The following is a 17,111-nucleotide window of genomic DNA, read 5'->3' on the forward strand; positions in this document are numbered from 1 at the left end:
TTAACTAAGAAATTGGAAGCAATTCTTTTGGTTCCATTCGATTATTTGCAACTTCTAACAATTTAACTCTTAGAAACTCTTTTTCATATGTAGAGTAAGTTAACATTATTTCCTCAATCTCTTCGATTAATAAATTCGATGTTTTACCAATATAAATCTTAGGGTGTACCTGCTTTTCGTAAATTTCTTCTTCATTTAAAAGTTCCTCGAATAATTTTTCTCCAGGTCTGATTCCTGTAAATTCTATCCCGATTTCTTCTACTGTGTTTCCTGAAAGCTTAATTAAATTTTTAGCAAGATCCACAATTTTTACTGGCTCACCCATGTCGAGAACAAATATTTCTCCACCTTCCGCTAGTGCCCCAGCTTGGATCACCAATCTAGATGCTTCGGGAATTGTCATGAAATATCTAACCATTTCTGGATGAGTTACAGTAACTGGCCCCCCTTTTTCAATTTGTTTTTTGAAAAGTGGAATGACACTTCCACGGCTGCCTAATACGTTACCAAAACGTACTGCAACAAATTTTGTCATAGTATTTTTATTCATATTTTGAATCATCATTTCCGCAAGTCTTTTAGATGCACCCATCACACTTGTTGGATTTACAGCCTTATCAGTCGAAATCATTACAAAGGTTTCAACTCCAAATAGATTAGCTGCATTTGCAACATTTACCGTTCCGATAATATTGTTTTTGACTGCTTCTTCGGGATTTCGTTCCATTAAAGGTACGTGTTTATGTGCAGCAGTATGGTATACCACATTCGGACTATATTTCTCCATGACTAATTTCATTTTTGCTTCATCTTGTAAATCAGCAATTTCTGTAACAAAATCAATCTGATCTGTTCCAAATTGTTCTTTCAATTCCATTTCAATATTATAAATACTGTTTTCACCGTGTCCTAACAGTACTAGCGTTTTAGGTTTGAACCGTGAAACTTGACGACAAATTTCAGAACCAATTGAACCACCAGCTCCAGTTACTAACACAACATTATTTGATATTGAACTTGAAATTCTTTCAATGTCTAAAATTATTGCTTCTCGTCCTAAAAGATCATCAACCTTTACTTCACGAAACTGGTTGACGGATACTTTACCAGTTACTAGATCTTCTAACATAGGTAAAATTTGTGTTTTAGCTTTTGTTTTTGTACACTCTAGAAAAATCTTGTTTAGTTCTTTTCTATGAAGAGAAGGAATAGCAATGATTATATTTTCAATGTTTAATTCTTTTACAAAAGATTCAATTCTATTAACTCCACCTACAACAGGAATACCTAAAATATGCAGATTTTGTTTTTTTAAACTATCATCTATAAATGCAACAGGTAGTAATTCTGACTCAGAATGTTTTATTAACTGTTTTGCGACCATTGTACCGGCTGCACCTGCTCCAACAATAAGCGTGCGTTTTTTATTTTCAGCCTTCTTATATGATAAGTCTCGATAAACTCTCCAAAACAAACGCGCCCCACCAATTAATAAAATATGTAAAAACCAAGTTACAAATAAAAGGCGGTAATACGTATCTTTAACTAGGAGTGCTTGCACTATTGCTGTACAAAAGATTGAATAAGTTATCGATTTTGTTATAATTATCAATTCTCCTATACTTGCATACTCCCACGCCTTCTTATACAGCTTGAATAAAAAGGAAAAGAAATGATGGCTTACCAATAATGTAATTGAACTAATGACGATTGGAATTGTAATAACATCGATCGTCGCGTTTACTAAAAATCGACTAAAGAAAACAGTTGTTAAAACAATAAAAGAATCTACAAAAATAATAAAAGAAACTCTCTGTCTATATGTCATAACGCCATTTCCTTCCCTTCTATCCTTTTGTAAGCTATGAATATATTTACTAATATCTATTCCTTTTATAAATGACTCACTTTACTAAAATGCTTTTGCAGAAAAACAACATAACGCTCATTTTTTATAAAAAGAGCACTGTATAGTTACAGATTCAAAATTTAAATTCCTTAACTATACTGTTTATGAAAAACAACATAGCTTAAGATTTAAAAAAATTAGGCATCTAACCTGCCCTCACACTACACTTTCGACGACTGGCGTCTAAGGTTTATTCAACCCACAGCATAACCGAGTGCCTTCGTTGATAAAGGTTAGAAGACATCACCTACAAACTTTTAATCGTCAAGATTTGTTCATTATAACGAACAACATACTATTTTAAACTATTAATTAATAGTTCTAATTCCTCATTATTTTTTTTCATTTATTACTACACCTAATATTTTGATACAATTTGTTAATTTTTTTTGAGCTAATGCTATTTCTTTATTTTTCGTTCTACCCCACTGTGCAATTAGTATTAGTCCATCACAATTACTAGCTATAATTTTTGTATCTGCAAATTCAAGTGCGGGTGGGGTATCAATTAGGACTACATCATATTCATCCGTCACCTTATTAATTAAACTTTTTAATGTTGCTAATCCTAATAAATCTGCCGGATTATATGGAACTGGACCACATGGCAATAAATTTAATCCACTAACCTCCGTTTCTACAATTACTTCCTCAAGAATTGTTTTGCCTAATAAGATACTACTTAGCCCTACAAAATTACTCTTATTGAAAGATGTATGTAATGTTGGTCTTCTAAGATTTGCATCTATTAAAAGAACCTTTTTTCCTAATTGCGCTAATGATATTCCAATGTTAGCAACTGTAGTAGACTTGCCTTCCCCTTGATTCGGAGAAGTTACAATTAAAGACTGGTTTTCTTGTACCTCCATGGAAGTAAGAAAATTAGTACGAATCGTTCGGTATTCCTCTGATATTTTGCTATTTTTGTACCTCGCTGTTACTAAATTTAAATTAGTTAAGTGAGATAACTTTCTGTTCACTATTCCCATATGTTTCTCCCCTATCTTCACGTCTTATCATTTCGCCCTTCTCAAGAGTTGTATTTCTTTTATTAAATTTTGAAATAATTCCAAAGACTGGGATACCTAATAATAGTTCAGTGTTCTCCTCAGATTTTACCGTATCGTCGAAAAAGTCTAGTAAAAATATAATACCAGCGCCTGAAATAATTCCTACTACAAGGCCAAGTAGAGCTTTCTTTATATAATCATTGTTTGTAGGTTGTTCATTTATTTGAGCATATGAATAAATTTTTGAGTCTTTAAATCCTAAAATTTTTGGTATTTGACTTACGAATACATCAGCTGTTGAATTCGCAATTTGCGCCGCTAAACTAGGATTCGTATTAACAACTTTTATTTCAACAAGCTGTGATCCTGATACATTTTCAGGAGTTATATTAGTACTTAATTCTTCGGGAGATATACTTAAATCAAGTTCTCTAACAACGCCCTCTAATAATGTTGGCTCTTTTATCATAACTAAAAGAGTATTCATCATTTCAGGAGTGGTTGCATTTACAATTAGTTTAGAAGATGTTTCATATTGAGTCTTTGTAAAATAATAACTATAAACTCCCCCTAATGTAGAAAAGAAGATAGAAAATATCACTAATATCCAAATTCGTTGTTTAATAAGCTCAAATATCATTTTTACGCTTAACTCGTTTTCCATGTTTCCACCACTTTCAACATTTTTGTTCTTATTAAAGAACATCTCAGTAAAAATTTACCATTACCTAATTAAATTAGTGCATTTTTCATATGAATATTGTATGTAAACATGATAATTCTTTATAACGAACAAGTCAATCACACTTCCTCTGTTATTGTTTGATTTTTTAAAAATTTACAAACTTTATAAATTTATTTACTTTTCATCCATTAATCTACCAATTAAATATATTAAAAATTACTTAATCTAATTCCATTTTTCTTAACTGAAACCTTCAAAATATATTAAAAATTTTTAACAAAATTTTATTTAAGAGGAAGTGAATTCTCATTAAAGAATATATTTGAGGAAACCATTTGATTTTAGGAGAGATTACTATGAAAAACCGAATTGAACAATTAGACTCGATTAGTGGAATTGCGGCTTTTTGTGTTTTAGTAAGTCACGCAATTTCATTAATACCGCTATCAATAATAATAGACAAAGTGCTTAAGGCAACAGGTGCAACCAATGCCCATGGCGCAGTAATGTTATTTTTTGTATTAAGTGGCTTTGTTTTATCAATACCCTTCTTTACAAAAAAATAAAGTAGATTATCCCTCGTTTCTCATAAAAAGATTATTTAGAATCTATGTTCCGTACATTATCTCAATTTCACTTGCAATTACTTTATCTCAACTATTTATAACGAAGAGTATTACAAATATAAATGGGTATTTGATAGCCAGTGGAAATCTCATCTAACAGGAAAATTAATTATTGAACATATCTACTTAATTGGAAATATTCATGCTGATGCATTTAATGGCGTAATCTGGACATTAATCCATGAGCTAAGGATAGCTTTAGTTTTCCCATTTATCGTACTACTAATTAAACGTGTTAAACTGGAAAATAAGTATACTAATTTGTTTTGTTTTTACTAGTGTGAAAGCACTGGATATAGTATTTAATATAGAGCAATCAAATGGATTTCATATCTCATACATTGATACTTTATCATATCTTTCAATCTTTATTATTGGCATTCTTTTCGCTAAACATAGATTGGAACTTGTTAGCTTTTTCGAAAAACTAAAACTAAAGTATAGAATATTGTTCTTTCTATTTTCTATATTTCTATTTAATTTTTCTGGCCTAGCTATGTATGATATATATGAGGTAACTAAGCTACGTGCATTTACGGAGTTTTCGTTAATTACTCAAGAATATGGAATGGGCTTAGGTGCAACTGGTCTCTTTATAATAGCAATTGGATCAACAAAAGTTAAAAAAATTCTAATGTATAGACCTATTCATTTTGTTGGAAAAATTTCTTTTAGCTTATACTTATACCACCCATTAGTTCTATTATATTTTGTTCATCTCTTCTATAACATATTTCCTTTATGGATCGTATTCATAATGACAATCGTCTTTTCTATAGCAATCGCTTATATAGCTTGGAGATTCGTCGAGGTTCCGAGTATGCAATTAGGTAGAAAGGTGGCAAAACGAAAAAATTCGTTTCAATCAAATCAATTATTGACAAAAAATCAATAAATAGATTTTTAGTAAAGTAATTAATACTTACCGGAATAAAGAGTAAAAACCACTTCAAAAATGAAGTGGTTTTTACTCTTTTTTATTAATCAACTTTAACCCATATGATATAAGAATTAACCCTAAAATAGTTAATAGTAAAGATATACTAAAGCTCTTATGAATCTGTTTTAAAAAATATCCTACTATTGGAAGCTTAACTCCGCTATATACCGAAACAATACTCTCTTTCTCAATAATCCAGGGGTCTTGAATCGGGTTTGCGTCACCCTTTGTTCGATATACTAATTGTCCATTTTCATTAATAACCTCATTTATTCGATGTGTTACAAGGATATCTTCATTATATGGCATTTTGAAAGTAATAATATCTCCTAAACTAAGTTTCGTTTCACTAGTAATATCTTTTACAATTATTATTGATCCCTTTGGAAGTGTTGGCTCCATCGAGCCTGATAACACATAGTAAACTTGATGGCCAAAAAACGTTGGAGGTTTTCCTTCTATCTTACTTTGTATTATCTTATATCCTAAAATTAGCAGTATGATAACTAGTAGAATATTTATAAATCTACCAAATACTCTCATTATCCTTCTTCTTTCTACTAAAGACCGCATTCTTAATGCAGCTATTAAACTTAATCACTTCCTGTCCTATTATCTTATGCTCAGGCTATCAACTTGTTCCCCGTTATGTAAAAATAGACCACCCCAAAAAAAGTGTTTAGCATAGATTAGCTAAACACTTTTTCTATTCTAACTTAACTTATGTTCTCTTCTCTGAACTTTTTAAGCAATGTTCTTAAAAAAAATTCATTCATAATTCAGGTTATATTTAACCATTTTATGGGAATTCTACTTCTATCTTATATTGAAAGGAAGCTACTAAATGGAGCAAACTATTTATGAAAAATATGGTGGAGAAGAAACAGTTGGAAAAGTAGTCGATTATTTTTATGATGAACTGGTACTAAAAGATGAAACAGTCAATCATTTCTTTGAAAAAACAGATATGGATAAGCAACGCCGTCATCAAACAAAATTTATTAGCTTTGCTTTAGGGGGACCTAACAAGTATACTGGTAAATCCATGTCAAAAGCTCATGAGGGAATGAATATCCAGCCTGAGCATTTTAATGCAATTGCAACCCACCTCCATGATGCACTGGCTCACTTTGGAGTAAGCGAGGCAGACATTGATCAAGCCTTAACGAAGGTCGAATCACTTAGAGATGACATACAATATAAATAATAATTTCATTAAGAAAGCTACTACTTATACAGGTAGAGCTTTCAAATTGTTCGATTTTATTTCCAAAACGCACTTTCAAACTCAACCAAATCGTGATATGGGTATAAAGGTTTCAATAATCTTGCTTTTGTCCATAGATCTGTTGTTTTATCTAAAGCAGCTAAAGACGTTTTATAATTCTCATCAACTGTAATATATTTTACATTACCAATATGCTTGAGTGAGTATCCAGTTATTTGTTTAAAGAAGGTTTTATTGGCGTAGTCCAATGGGTCACCTTTAACAATATAGTTTGTAAATAGTGGTTTAAAAGCTATTTGGACTTTTTGTGACTTTGCATGAAGTTTTTTCGAACCATCATCTAATAGTACACCTAATGAGTTAAATGTAACGCCCTGTACAAATAGATGATTTTTCAATTTTTTATCATTTTTAAGTTGGTAACCTACATATTGGGCCAAATAACCTCCAAAGGAATGACCAGTAACATACACACTTGAATGTTTGTTCTCTTTTTTATTTAATATCGATGTAACCCATTCATATGCTTGCTGAGCTTGTTGATCTACGACAACGGGCGAACCATTCTCTGGAGTTTCAAATTCGACTAATCTTTGATAAATATCTTGTAAGTTGATTTTCTTTAGTCCACTAAATGCAAATAGTAAACTATTGTTTTTATTGTTTTTTAATGCAATTGCTGAAAATCCAATATTACCAGATGTCATCGAAACAAGCCCATAATCACTAAGATTTTTATGAACTTGAGTAAGTAATGGATCAACAATCCCTTTATGTTCTCTTAAGCTTTTACCTATTTCTTTATTTATAAATGCTTCATAAGAAAGTTCGGATGCTGCTAGTAATACGCCATCAGGAAGTTTTTCTAGCTCTCTTTGCTCTTGTTGGCTACATCCGGTGGTCGTTGTGAAAAAAGTAAGTACTGTAACGATAAAAATAACTACACGAAAATTCATTAGTAACCTAACCTCCTTTCGACAGTCTCTCTCTTCATATTATGTCCATGACCATATGACATGTTCATCTTTTCCCCAAAAAAGCAAAAAAATATACATAAAATTATTGACAGTTTTATTTTACAAATGTTATCATATAAATTTTGATATTTCATTTATTAATGTTATACTTAACTTATAAGAATTTTCGGAGGTGGGTACATTGTTCAAAATTGGCGATCAAATTATTTACCCAATGCAGGGAGCTGCAGTAATTGATTCCATCGAAGAGAAAGTTATACAAGGTGTAACACAACAGTACTACATAATCAACATACCATCCAGTAATTTAAAATTGATGGTCCCTCAAGGGAATGTTTCAAACACGAAAATTCGTTTAGTCGAAGACAGTGAACATTTAAGTAATGTATTAGATGATTTTTCAAATGGTCTTCCCGACGATTCCTTATCTTGGAAACAAAAATATGATTTAAACATGAAAAAATTAAAGTCTGGCGAATTACTCGCTGGTGCTCAAGTTGTACGTGATCTAACGCTTCAAAGTAGAGAGAAACCTTTAAATCCAAGTGAAAGAGAAATGCTCGACACAGCCAAACGAATGTTTGTTGGCGAACTTAGCTTAATTAAAGGCATATCGCAGCTTGAGGCAACCGAGTTAATTGATTCTGCATTAAAATAAAAATGTATTTAAGAAAAAGAGCTTACTTAAGCTCTTTTTTTAAGCTCTTTTTTTGTTGATTAATTTTAATCGTTACTATCTTGAATAAGCCGACGCTCAACCACTCCGCTTTCCCAAACAAAATAAAAAAGACTGCTAACAAATATGCTAGCAGCCCTTTATTCACTCAGAAGTGAAAATTATAATTTAACTACGTTTTCAGCTTGAGCGCCACGGTTACCTTGAGTGATCTCAAAGCTTACTTTTTGGCCTTCTTCAAGAGATTTGAAACCTTCGCCTTGGATAGCTGAGAAATGTACGAATACATCGTCTCCACCTTCAACAGCGATGAATCCGAAACCTTTTTCTGCATTAAACCATTTAACTGTACCTGTGTTCATTGTACGAACCTCCATTTATTCCTGTTTTTTTACACTTAATGAGTATTGTTAAGAAAAAATACACACATTAGAACAGGATGAAAATTCGTCCCTTTTAACACATGAATTGAATTAACCAATATATTAAGTATGTCATTATAATAACACAGAATGAAATGAAAAACAAATTGCGCACGAAGAATAATTAAATTTAATTAATTTAATATAAAAAATGAACTTATTTTTACTTTTCGTTAGCAAGTATTTATTAATCCAACTGGTAAGTTCTTCTGCATAAAGCCAATGACATAACTATCTGGAACTGGTTTTTTCCTTACAAATGGAGAAATTCCAATAAGATTCTGGTCTTTTTTTCAGCATCATACTTACCTTTATATCCACTGCCTCCGCCTTTTGCTGCAACAATCAATAGCCAATCCATAGACGAATTCTACAAAAATCTAAAGAATTTTTTTAAAAAATCATTCCTTTCTTTTTAAATTTCGTATGTTTTTATATATTTTGGTTGAAACTATGAGGATTTTACATATAAAAAGATTGATGTGTTGAATTTATTGCGATTTGGTGCTTTTTTATTGCGATTCTCGAAATATAATTGCGATTCACCTTTTTTATTTGCGTTCCTAAGTTTTATAGCGATTTACCTTTTTATTTACTATTCCTTAATTTTAATGCGATTCCAAAACCTTAACTACGACTAAATAAAACAATCTAGGTCAACTTTCACTTTTTCCCTTTTCGGCTATGTGTATCGTATTTGTTTAGGGTATAATTACCAATAAGAATGTTTCGAGTAAGGAGGCATCGAATGCTTCAGCGTGATTTAAGTAAAGATATTATTTATGAACTTTCATATTCACTTTTTTCAAAGCTTTCTCCCCAAAATACTAGGGATGCGGAGCTTGTCGAAGCTGGCCTGCAGTTGTATCGAATGGGTCAAGTATATAATGTATCGGTTCGCGAAGGTCGACTTGTTGGTGTTGTCGAAGAAGGCGATCATATTCATTTACCAATTTTACATATTGAAAACCATGATCAAAATGGATGTGATTGCTACGAAGCTCCACCATGCCAACATCAAATTGCACTACTTTGCTATGCTGCCGCTTCATTTTCTTTAGTCGGAGATATAATGAGGAAGTTTAAGCAGTCTTCTTTAAAAAGTATCCCAAATATCATGACTGGTCGCCAACTGCTAGATCAAATGAGTATGTTTGAGCAGGATCGACCGAAAGAGACAGTGGCGTTGTTTGAGAAAAAGTATGAGGAGTATATTGAACAGCAAAGGACGTCATTTTACCAGGATGTTTATTTTGTTTATCCATTATATGAACGGTTTTATCATGGATTATTGAATCAACAACCACGTCAAGAAAAAGAAAAGCTTCAATACCAGTTACTTGCGTCAATTTTTACAATGAATAAAATGGTCGGACAAATAGAAATTCAAAGTACAGTATACGACAATGCGCATTTACCGCGCGAAATGACAATGTTAGAAAATCAAATTGAAGCAGTTAGTAGGCAATTACATAATCTAACTGGAGGTTCAGTTTCTACTCAGTATGAAGAGGTTCTTCGTGAGCAGTTGCAAGCTCTTTTATTAGAAAGAAATCTTTGTTTAATTCCTCGATATAACTCTTTTCGTCATGTTTATAAAGAGCTATTAAATAATCCAAAGATTTTATATAAGGATTTAGAAACTTTATCAAAGGTTGAGGACAATTATTATGCGAATTTAGGAAAAGCTCATCTATATTATTTATTAAAAGAAGATGAAACAATGTTGTCCATTATAAAGCAATACAGCAATAATGAACGTACTCTTTATTGCTATACTTACTGGATAGAAATTCTTCGAAAAAACAATGAAACAGAACGTCTAACATTATTTTTGCCATTATATTACGAGATGCTTTTACACTTTTTAAAAAATGGCGATGATGAATATGCAAAAACTACTTTTGCGAAACATTTCCTTACTAATTATGAGTATAATAGTTTTTACATTAATGAAACAGCTGGTCTAGAAGTAGTTTATCAAGCATTACTTCCATATAGTGTGATGCAGTATACTGATTACTTAATGCATAATCGAGAATATAATCGATGGGCTGAGTTGCAAATGTACTTATATTCTTACAATCCTGATTACATTGATAAACATGATCTTCAGGAGGTACATAAGTACTCACCTCAATCTGTATTACCTATATATCACCACTTAGTTCTTTATTACATTGAATTAAAAGGCCGAGCAAACTATAAAATAGCTGTTCGATATTTAAAAAAACTAAGAACAAATTATAAAAAATTAAAGCGTATGAATGAGTGGGAAGACTATATTCAATATGTTGAATCTCAATTTATTCGTTTACGTGCACTTCAAGAGGAATTAAAGAAAGGAAAATTAGTCAATGAAGCGACTAGCAAATCTTAGTATTGCCGTAAAATGGGTTGAGCGAAAAGGCTTGCTCATTTATGGAATGCAAAGTCACGGTGTCATTTTACCGGTAACCGCATGGAAGCATCTAGTGTTTCAATGGCATGAACCTTCATATTATGGGACATTATTGCAGCCGACCCGAGTCGGTCAGATTGAAGGAACTCTTTTAACTCCAATCGAAGCACTTACTTTTTTTAAGGAACATCAAGAAAACTCATTAGTAGAGATTACTTATTTAGATGAAGCAAATGAGTTTCATACGGCAATCTCACGGTTATACGAAGATTTTAACGAAGGCCACGTCTCGCCAAGTTTTGCTCATTATCAGAATGGCGAAGAGTTATGGAAAATTGATGGATTTGAACAATTAGAACCAACTTTAAAAGAATTGGTTTCTTCTGCAATTAAACAGCAGTTTGAAATTAATACATTACATTCTAAACGATGGGATATTGCAAGAGGCTTGTATCACAATCCAAGTTATATAAAACAGCAACTCACTCATAGTATTGATGAAGACGATTGGCATGTAAAAATCGGACTAAGAGATGATGATGTTCCATTTTCAATTCGACTAGTACTTGAAGAGCCAATGAGTGAACACGATGACTGGAATTTACGTACATACTTAACTGATGAGCGTAAAACAATAAAACCTTATGAATATACCGGACATGAATCATTACATAAAAAGCATTCATCTTATGCTGAGTATTTAGATCGAACGTTTCAAGGAGTTGGATTATTAGCACCAAACTTAATTGACGATCATAAGCCGAAAGAAGTTTTAAGTGAACAAGAAGCTTGGACATTTTTGACAGAGGATAGTGAAAAAGTACTTTCTGCAAATATTCAGGTACTTTTACCAAGCTGGTGGCAAGCTTTAAAACAAAATAAGATGACTTTAAAAGCAAGTGTAAAAGGTAAGCCCGCTGGAAATTCATTTTTCAATATGGAAACATTAGTTGACTTCAACTGGCGAATATCAACAAATGGGATGGAGCTGTCGGAGCAACAATTCCAGCAATTCGTTGAAAATCAAAGACGTTTAATTCAATTTAACGGTCAGTGGATTGCACTTGACCCTGCTTTTATTGCACGTATGAAGAAAATGATGGCAAAGGCTGAAAAGCAAGGACTTAGATTCCATGAAGTTCTTCAACATGAACTACTACAAGGAACTGAGAAACCTGAGGACGAGAACTCGCCTTTTGCTGATGTTGAAATTGAAGTTGATGATGTTTTCCGAGAATTAACTAAACGATTAACATCCATTTCAGAGGTTCCCGAGCTTAATACTCCTAGTGGTCTGCAAGCAACATTACGTGCATATCAGCAAAAAGGGTTTGAATGGTTAGTTCATTTGAAAAATATGGGATTCGGTGCATTACTTGCTGACGATATGGGTCTTGGTAAAACAATTCAATCGATCTCTTATTTGGCTTATCGTAAAGAAATTGAAGAAAAACGTGGGGCTTCATTGATTGTCTGCCCTACTTCTGTTATCAACAACTGGAAACGAGAAATTGAACTATTTTATCCCGATTTAACTGTTCATGTTCACTATGGGGGTAATCGTTTAAAAGGTGAAGATTTATTTTCAGTAATTAGAGATGTCGATATTGTCATAACTTCCTATGCTTTAAGCGTATTAGATTATGAGGACCTTAAGCAATATGTTTGGAAAAGTATCATTCTTGATGAAGCTCAAAACATAAAAAATCCAACGACAAAGCAGTCTCGTGCAGTTCGTGGATTAAACGCTGAACACCGCATTGCTCTTACCGGTACTCCAATGGAAAACCGCTTAACGGAGCTTTGGACAATATTTGATTTTATAAATAGAGGATATCTTGGTTCACTAAACCGTTTCGCTAGCAATTATGTAAACCCTATTGAGAAGGACCGAGATGAAGAAAAAATTAATGCTGTTCATCGGTTAATTTCGCCTTTTTTACTAAGACGTACAAAGCAAGACGAAGACGTGGCATTAAATCTCCCGCCAAAACAAGAACAAAAGATGCTTTGTCCTTTATCTGTTGAACAAGCGGCATTATATGAACAAGTTGTTCAAGACAGCTTAAAACAAATCGATACATTAACTGGTATCGAACGTCGAGGCCGTATATTATGGATGCTAAATAAATTAAAACAAATCTGTGATCACCCTTCTTTATTCTTAAAAGAATCACAGTTAGTTGAATTTGAAGAGCGATCAAGCAAAGTAGAACGACTATTCGAATTAATAGACCCAATACTTGAACAAAATGAAAGCTGTCTAATCTTTACTCAATACGTGCGAATGGGTGATATGCTTAAAGAAGCAATCCAAGCAAAATTTGGTGAAGAAGTATTATTCTTGAACGGTAGCGTTCCTAAAACAGCCCGTGATAATATGATTTCTCGCTTTCAAAACGGGGATGTAAAAGTGTTTATTCTTTCACTAAAAGCTGGTGGAACAGGACTAAACTTAACAGCAGCAAATCACGTTATGCACTTTGACCGTTGGTGGAATCCAGCAGTTGAAAATCAAGCAACTGACCGAGCATACAGAATCGGACAAACAAAATTCGTTCAAGTACATAAATTTGTAACGATCGGAACGCTAGAAGAAAAAATTGATGAAATGCTACAACGTAAACAATCACTTAACGATACAATCATAACGAGCGAGCAATGGATTACTGAATTATCTATGGATGAGCTTGTTGAGTTGTTAGGTGTTTAATATGCATGGAAAATGGGATTATTGTATAAAAGTAATCCCATTTCCTATTTAGATTGGAGGTTTTAATATGAGCACACAAAGTGGTATGAACGTAATTATTAAAAACCATGATGAAAATTGGAAATACCTATTTCAAGACGAAGCTAATCAAATACGTGAAATCTTAAAAGATGAACTCATTGAGATCCATCATATCGGAAGTACATCAGTCCCAAATTTAAAAGCCAAACCAATCATTGATATGTTACCTGTCGTTAAAAACATAGAAAAAATAGACAAGTATAATGATCAATTGGCTGAAATTGGTTACGAGGGGCTTGGTGAGTTCGGCCTTCCAGGTAGAAGATACTTTAGAAAAGGTGGCGAGAACCGTACCCATCAAATGCATATGTATCAATTTGATAATGAAAAAGAAATTGAGCGTCATCTAGCTGTACCAGCTTATTTAAGAGCACACGAGGATGATATGAAAGCATACGGAGAATTAAAAGCACAGCTTGCTGAAAAATTTCCAAAAGATATTTATGGATATATGGATGGAAAAGATGCTTTTGTGAAGGATTTAGAGCGAAAAGCTATTGAGTGGAGAAAGACGAATAAGTAACCATGAATACAAAAATAAAAAACATGCAATGGGAGTATACTGGGTCATATTTAATTTCCTAAATTACAGTTAGTTGAACTTCTGCTAAATCTTTTTAAACCATCTAGTTTACTACTATTACTTAATAAAAAAAGCCTATTTTATTAAAAATAGGCTTCTTTTTTATTCACTCTATTTACTTAAGTGCAAATGTAAGTTCAGCTTCACAAGCTATTTGTCCGTCAACTGTTGCGACTGCTTTACCTTTACCAATCGGTCCACGCATTTTCACTAGTTCGACCTCTAGTCTCAACTGATCACCTGGTACTACTTGTCTTTTAAAGCGGCAATTATCGATACCAGCGAATAATGCTAGTTTACCTTTATTTTGCTCAAGGCTTAACGCCGCAACTCCTCCAACTTGTGCTAGAGCTTCTACAATTAGTACTCCTGGCATTACAGGATAGTCAGGGAAATGACCATTAAAAAACTCTTCGTTAGCTGTTACATTTTTAATACCGGTCGCACGTTTACCTTCTTCGTGCTCAATGATGCGATCTACTAATAAAAATGGGTAACGATGAGGAAGAATTTCTTTAATTGCTTTAATATCTAACATTTTATGTAGTCCTCCTAATTTGTAAGATTCATTATGTTAATAAAAAAGAAGCAAGTCTTAAGACCAGCTTCTATGCGCTATAAATATAATACTATCTTATTTTGTAAGTTAACGCAAACCCATAATGAACTGTACAATTCATCTCAATTGCTATTACTTGAGGACTAAACCATATTATTTTTAATCGATTAGAAGATTCGCTATCTTCTATTGATCAAGATTATTAATGGCCTATCGGGTTTTAGAGTTCTACTATTTCACTTATACTACGCCGACTGAATTAACCCTAATTAAAAAACTTATTTATTCTAGCAACCTATAGTTTTTGAGTAATCTAGGACTAGTATTTATATTATTTACAGAAAATTTTAAACAATTAGATATTTTGTAAAGTATTTGACAGATTTACGCGGTCGAATTTCTTAAGATTAAGTTATTACAAGAAAATACTAACACTCCAAGGCTAGTAGGGTGTATCGTCCATTTTGTTTCTCGATAATTCCTTTTTCACATAGTTCGTTCATTACATAAGATACGCTTACACGTGATGAACCAACTACATAAGCTAGTTCCTGATGAGTAAATGGAATCGAAATTGTTATACCTTTAGTCGTTTTTTTGCCATATGAGGATGCTAATTGTCGCAGCATTGTTAGAACGCGCTCTCCTATATCTGAAAAACTCATTAACTTCGTTTGGAGAAGTAGAGCTGATTGTTTGTTGCTTAATGATCTTAGCACTTTTTGAATAAGCACTGGCTCTCTCATAACAATATCATGAAATGCTGGCTTTGGTATTCGAAGAACACGTGCTGTTGATGAAGTAGATGCGTTGTAACCATATACTTCATCTGCCCATACATTTGATTCACCAATAATATTTCCAGGTCCAACGATATATAAATGGCGCTCAGCCCCATTAGGCGATAACAAATAAATGCGAATTCGCCCTTCTAGGACGAGATACACAAAAGGATGTCTCTCATCTTGTTGAAATAATACGATTTCACGTGAAAAAGATAGTTCTTTAGCTATTTCAATAAAAGGAGTTGCTGTCCATTCCCCTTGTTCAAACCATAAGGATTGATGATTCATATGTCACCTCATATTAATTAAGTACCAAAAATGAAAACGCTATCAAATTATTGAAAGGATGATTTAAAATGATAAACCCATTTATAGAAAAACGCTCTCTTTTTCCGACCTTATCGGAAACAATTCATTTATCAAGTTGTTCCCAAAGTGCCATTTCATCACCGGTGAAGGAAAGTATTCACTCTTATTTAACGAGCTGGACCGAAAAAGGCATGGATTGGGAGGGATGGATGGACAAGGTCCATGAAGCTAAAGTTGCTTTCGCTACTTTAATAAATGCTTCTGTTGATGAAATTGCGGTCCTTTCAAGCGTATCTGATGCTGCTTCTTCTTTTGCATCATCATTAGATTTTGCTGGAGATCGCAATAAAGTGGTTACAACCGATATTGATTTTCCATGCATTGGTCACGTATGGCTATCACAAGTACAGCGTGGCGCAAACGTCATGTTTTTAGATGAAAACCTTCATCAAATTCAAATTGAACAATATGAAAAAGCAGTGGATTCAAACACACTTATAACATCTGTTCCACATGTGTCTTATTATAATGGGTTTATTCAAGATATCAAAGCTATTTCAAACATTACAAAAGCGAATGGATCACTACTGTTTGTCGATGCCTATCAATCTGCTGGAAGTGTTCCAATCGATGTTAAGGAAATGGGAATCGATGCACTCGCAACAGGTGCACAAAAGTTTTTACTTGGTATGCCTGGGATTAGCTTTTTATATGTTAGAAAAGAGTTAGCAGATACACTAAATCCTCCAACTACTGGTTGGTTTAGTCGGGTAAATCCATTTGCGTTTAATCACCGTCTTCTTGATTATGCTGAAGGAACAAGGCGTTTTGATACTGGAACTCCAATGATGATAAATGCCTATGCAGCTGAAGCGGGTATTTCTTTATTAAACCAAATTGGCGTACCAGCCATTCAGGACTATCTAACCTACTTATCATCAGTTGCAATTGAAACTGCTCATTCACTTGGAGTGAAGGTGGTAAGTCCGACAGATTTATCAATAAAAGGCAGTAACACTGCAATACGAATAGAACAAGCATCCTCCATCGAACAATACTTAAAAACAAAGAAGATTATTGTCTCAGCTCGAAATGATGTCCTACGCATAGCTCCTCATTTCTACAATACAGATGAAGAAGTTGTACGTGCAATTGAAGAAATTGCTTTTGCGATTAGAAAAGGCTAACGAAACTGCTAGACCTTAAT

General features: G+C 33.1%; 16 protein-coding genes. 8 read left to right on the forward strand and 8 right to left on the reverse strand.

Annotation, left to right across the window (positions count from 1 at the left end):
- Positions 1-4: 4 nt before the first annotated feature.
- The 3 genes from B6K90_RS09440 to B6K90_RS09450 all read right to left on the reverse strand — a co-directional run bounded on the left by B6K90_RS09440 (position 5) and on the right by B6K90_RS09450 (position 3,583).
- Positions 5-1,828, reverse strand: a complete 1,824-nt coding sequence (locus tag B6K90_RS09440) for a polysaccharide biosynthesis protein (RefSeq protein WP_088012490.1) — start codon at positions 1,826-1,828, stop codon at positions 5-7.
- Between the two features lie 413 nt (positions 1,829-2,241).
- Positions 2,242-2,898, reverse strand: a complete 657-nt coding sequence (locus B6K90_RS09445; RefSeq protein ID WP_088012491.1) for a CpsD/CapB family tyrosine-protein kinase — start codon at positions 2,896-2,898, stop codon at positions 2,242-2,244.
- The gene (locus tag B6K90_RS09450) at positions 2,861-3,583 is read right to left on the reverse strand and encodes a YveK family protein (protein ID WP_167555328.1); all 723 of its coding nucleotides are present in this window, start codon (positions 3,581-3,583) and stop codon (positions 2,861-2,863) included. Before B6K90_RS09450 ends, B6K90_RS09445 begins: the two co-directional genes overlap by 38 nt.
- Positions 3,584-3,960: 377 nt before the next feature.
- Between B6K90_RS09450 and B6K90_RS09455 the strand changes: the two genes are divergently transcribed.
- Both B6K90_RS09455 and B6K90_RS09460 read left to right on the forward strand, forming a co-directional pair.
- Entirely contained in the window at positions 3,961-4,170 is a 210-nt protein-coding gene (locus B6K90_RS09455; protein WP_088012493.1) for a hypothetical protein, read from the forward strand.
- 292 nt (positions 4,171-4,462) lie between these two features.
- The gene (locus B6K90_RS09460; RefSeq protein ID WP_139840707.1) at positions 4,463-5,125 is read left to right on the forward strand and encodes an acyltransferase family protein; all 663 of its coding nucleotides are present in this window, start codon (positions 4,463-4,465) and stop codon (positions 5,123-5,125) included.
- Between the two features lie 72 nt (positions 5,126-5,197).
- On the opposite strand, the gene B6K90_RS09465 is transcribed toward B6K90_RS09460, so the two are convergent.
- Positions 5,198-5,713 (reverse strand): signal peptidase I, encoded by a 516-nt coding sequence (locus tag B6K90_RS09465; RefSeq protein WP_167555329.1) that lies wholly within the window; start codon positions 5,711-5,713, stop codon positions 5,198-5,200.
- Positions 5,714-6,014: 301 nt separating this feature from the next.
- Here B6K90_RS09465 and B6K90_RS09470 point away from each other — a divergent pair, with 301 nt between their 5' ends.
- The gene (locus B6K90_RS09470) at positions 6,015-6,377 is read left to right on the forward strand and encodes a group I truncated hemoglobin (protein WP_088012496.1); all 363 of its coding nucleotides are present in this window, start codon (positions 6,015-6,017) and stop codon (positions 6,375-6,377) included.
- A gap of 56 nt (positions 6,378-6,433) precedes the next feature.
- Here the strand turns inward: B6K90_RS09470 and B6K90_RS09475 are convergent, their stop codons facing one another.
- Complete coding sequence (locus B6K90_RS09475) at positions 6,434-7,354, reverse strand: alpha/beta hydrolase family protein (protein ID WP_088012497.1); 921 nt, start codon at positions 7,352-7,354, stop codon at positions 6,434-6,436.
- Positions 7,355-7,547: 193 nt separating this feature from the next.
- On the opposite strand from B6K90_RS09475, the gene B6K90_RS09480 reads away from it, so the two are divergent.
- The gene (locus B6K90_RS09480; RefSeq protein ID WP_235821766.1) at positions 7,548-8,033 is read left to right on the forward strand and encodes a CarD family transcriptional regulator; all 486 of its coding nucleotides are present in this window, start codon (positions 7,548-7,550) and stop codon (positions 8,031-8,033) included.
- A gap of 179 nt (positions 8,034-8,212) precedes the next feature.
- On the opposite strand, the gene B6K90_RS09485 is transcribed toward B6K90_RS09480, so the two are convergent.
- Complete coding sequence (locus B6K90_RS09485) at positions 8,213-8,413, reverse strand: cold-shock protein (protein ID WP_056469390.1); 201 nt, start codon at positions 8,411-8,413, stop codon at positions 8,213-8,215.
- 808 nt (positions 8,414-9,221) lie between these two features.
- Here B6K90_RS09485 and B6K90_RS09490 point away from each other — a divergent pair.
- The 3 genes from B6K90_RS09490 (at position 9,222) to B6K90_RS09500 (ending at position 14,191) form a co-directional block, all read left to right on the forward strand.
- Positions 9,222-10,853 carry a hypothetical protein gene (locus B6K90_RS09490; protein WP_088012498.1) on the forward strand — a complete coding sequence of 544 codons (1,632 nt, stop codon included), beginning with the start codon at positions 9,222-9,224 and terminating at the stop codon, positions 10,851-10,853.
- Positions 10,831-13,587, forward strand: coding sequence for a DEAD/DEAH box helicase (locus tag B6K90_RS09495; RefSeq protein ID WP_088012499.1), 2,757 nt, complete (start codon positions 10,831-10,833; stop codon positions 13,585-13,587). The genes B6K90_RS09490 and B6K90_RS09495 overlap by 23 nt, the downstream gene beginning before the upstream one ends.
- Before the next feature lie 67 nt (positions 13,588-13,654).
- Complete coding sequence (locus B6K90_RS09500; protein ID WP_235821767.1) at positions 13,655-14,191, forward strand: GrpB family protein; 537 nt, start codon at positions 13,655-13,657, stop codon at positions 14,189-14,191.
- 175 nt (positions 14,192-14,366) lie between these two features.
- Here B6K90_RS09500 and fabZ read toward each other — a convergent pair whose 3' ends face one another.
- Together fabZ and B6K90_RS09510 are read right to left on the reverse strand one after the other, a co-directional pair.
- A complete protein-coding gene (fabZ, locus tag B6K90_RS09505) occupies positions 14,367-14,789 on the reverse strand; it encodes a 3-hydroxyacyl-ACP dehydratase FabZ (protein WP_088012500.1) in 423 nt (140 codons plus the stop codon).
- A 449-nt stretch (positions 14,790-15,238) separates the two neighbouring features.
- Positions 15,239-15,883 (reverse strand): Crp/Fnr family transcriptional regulator, encoded by a 645-nt coding sequence (locus B6K90_RS09510; protein WP_088012501.1) that lies wholly within the window; start codon positions 15,881-15,883, stop codon positions 15,239-15,241.
- Between the two features lie 68 nt (positions 15,884-15,951).
- On the opposite strand from B6K90_RS09510, the gene B6K90_RS09515 reads away from it, so the two are divergent.
- Positions 15,952-17,091, forward strand: coding sequence for an aminotransferase class V-fold PLP-dependent enzyme (locus B6K90_RS09515; protein ID WP_088012502.1), 1,140 nt, complete (start codon positions 15,952-15,954; stop codon positions 17,089-17,091).
- Positions 17,092-17,111: the final 20 nt, after the last annotated feature.

Source organism: Gottfriedia acidiceleris, assembly GCF_002128425.1.
GTDB lineage: Bacteria > Bacillota > Bacilli > Bacillales > Bacillaceae_G > Gottfriedia > Gottfriedia acidiceleris.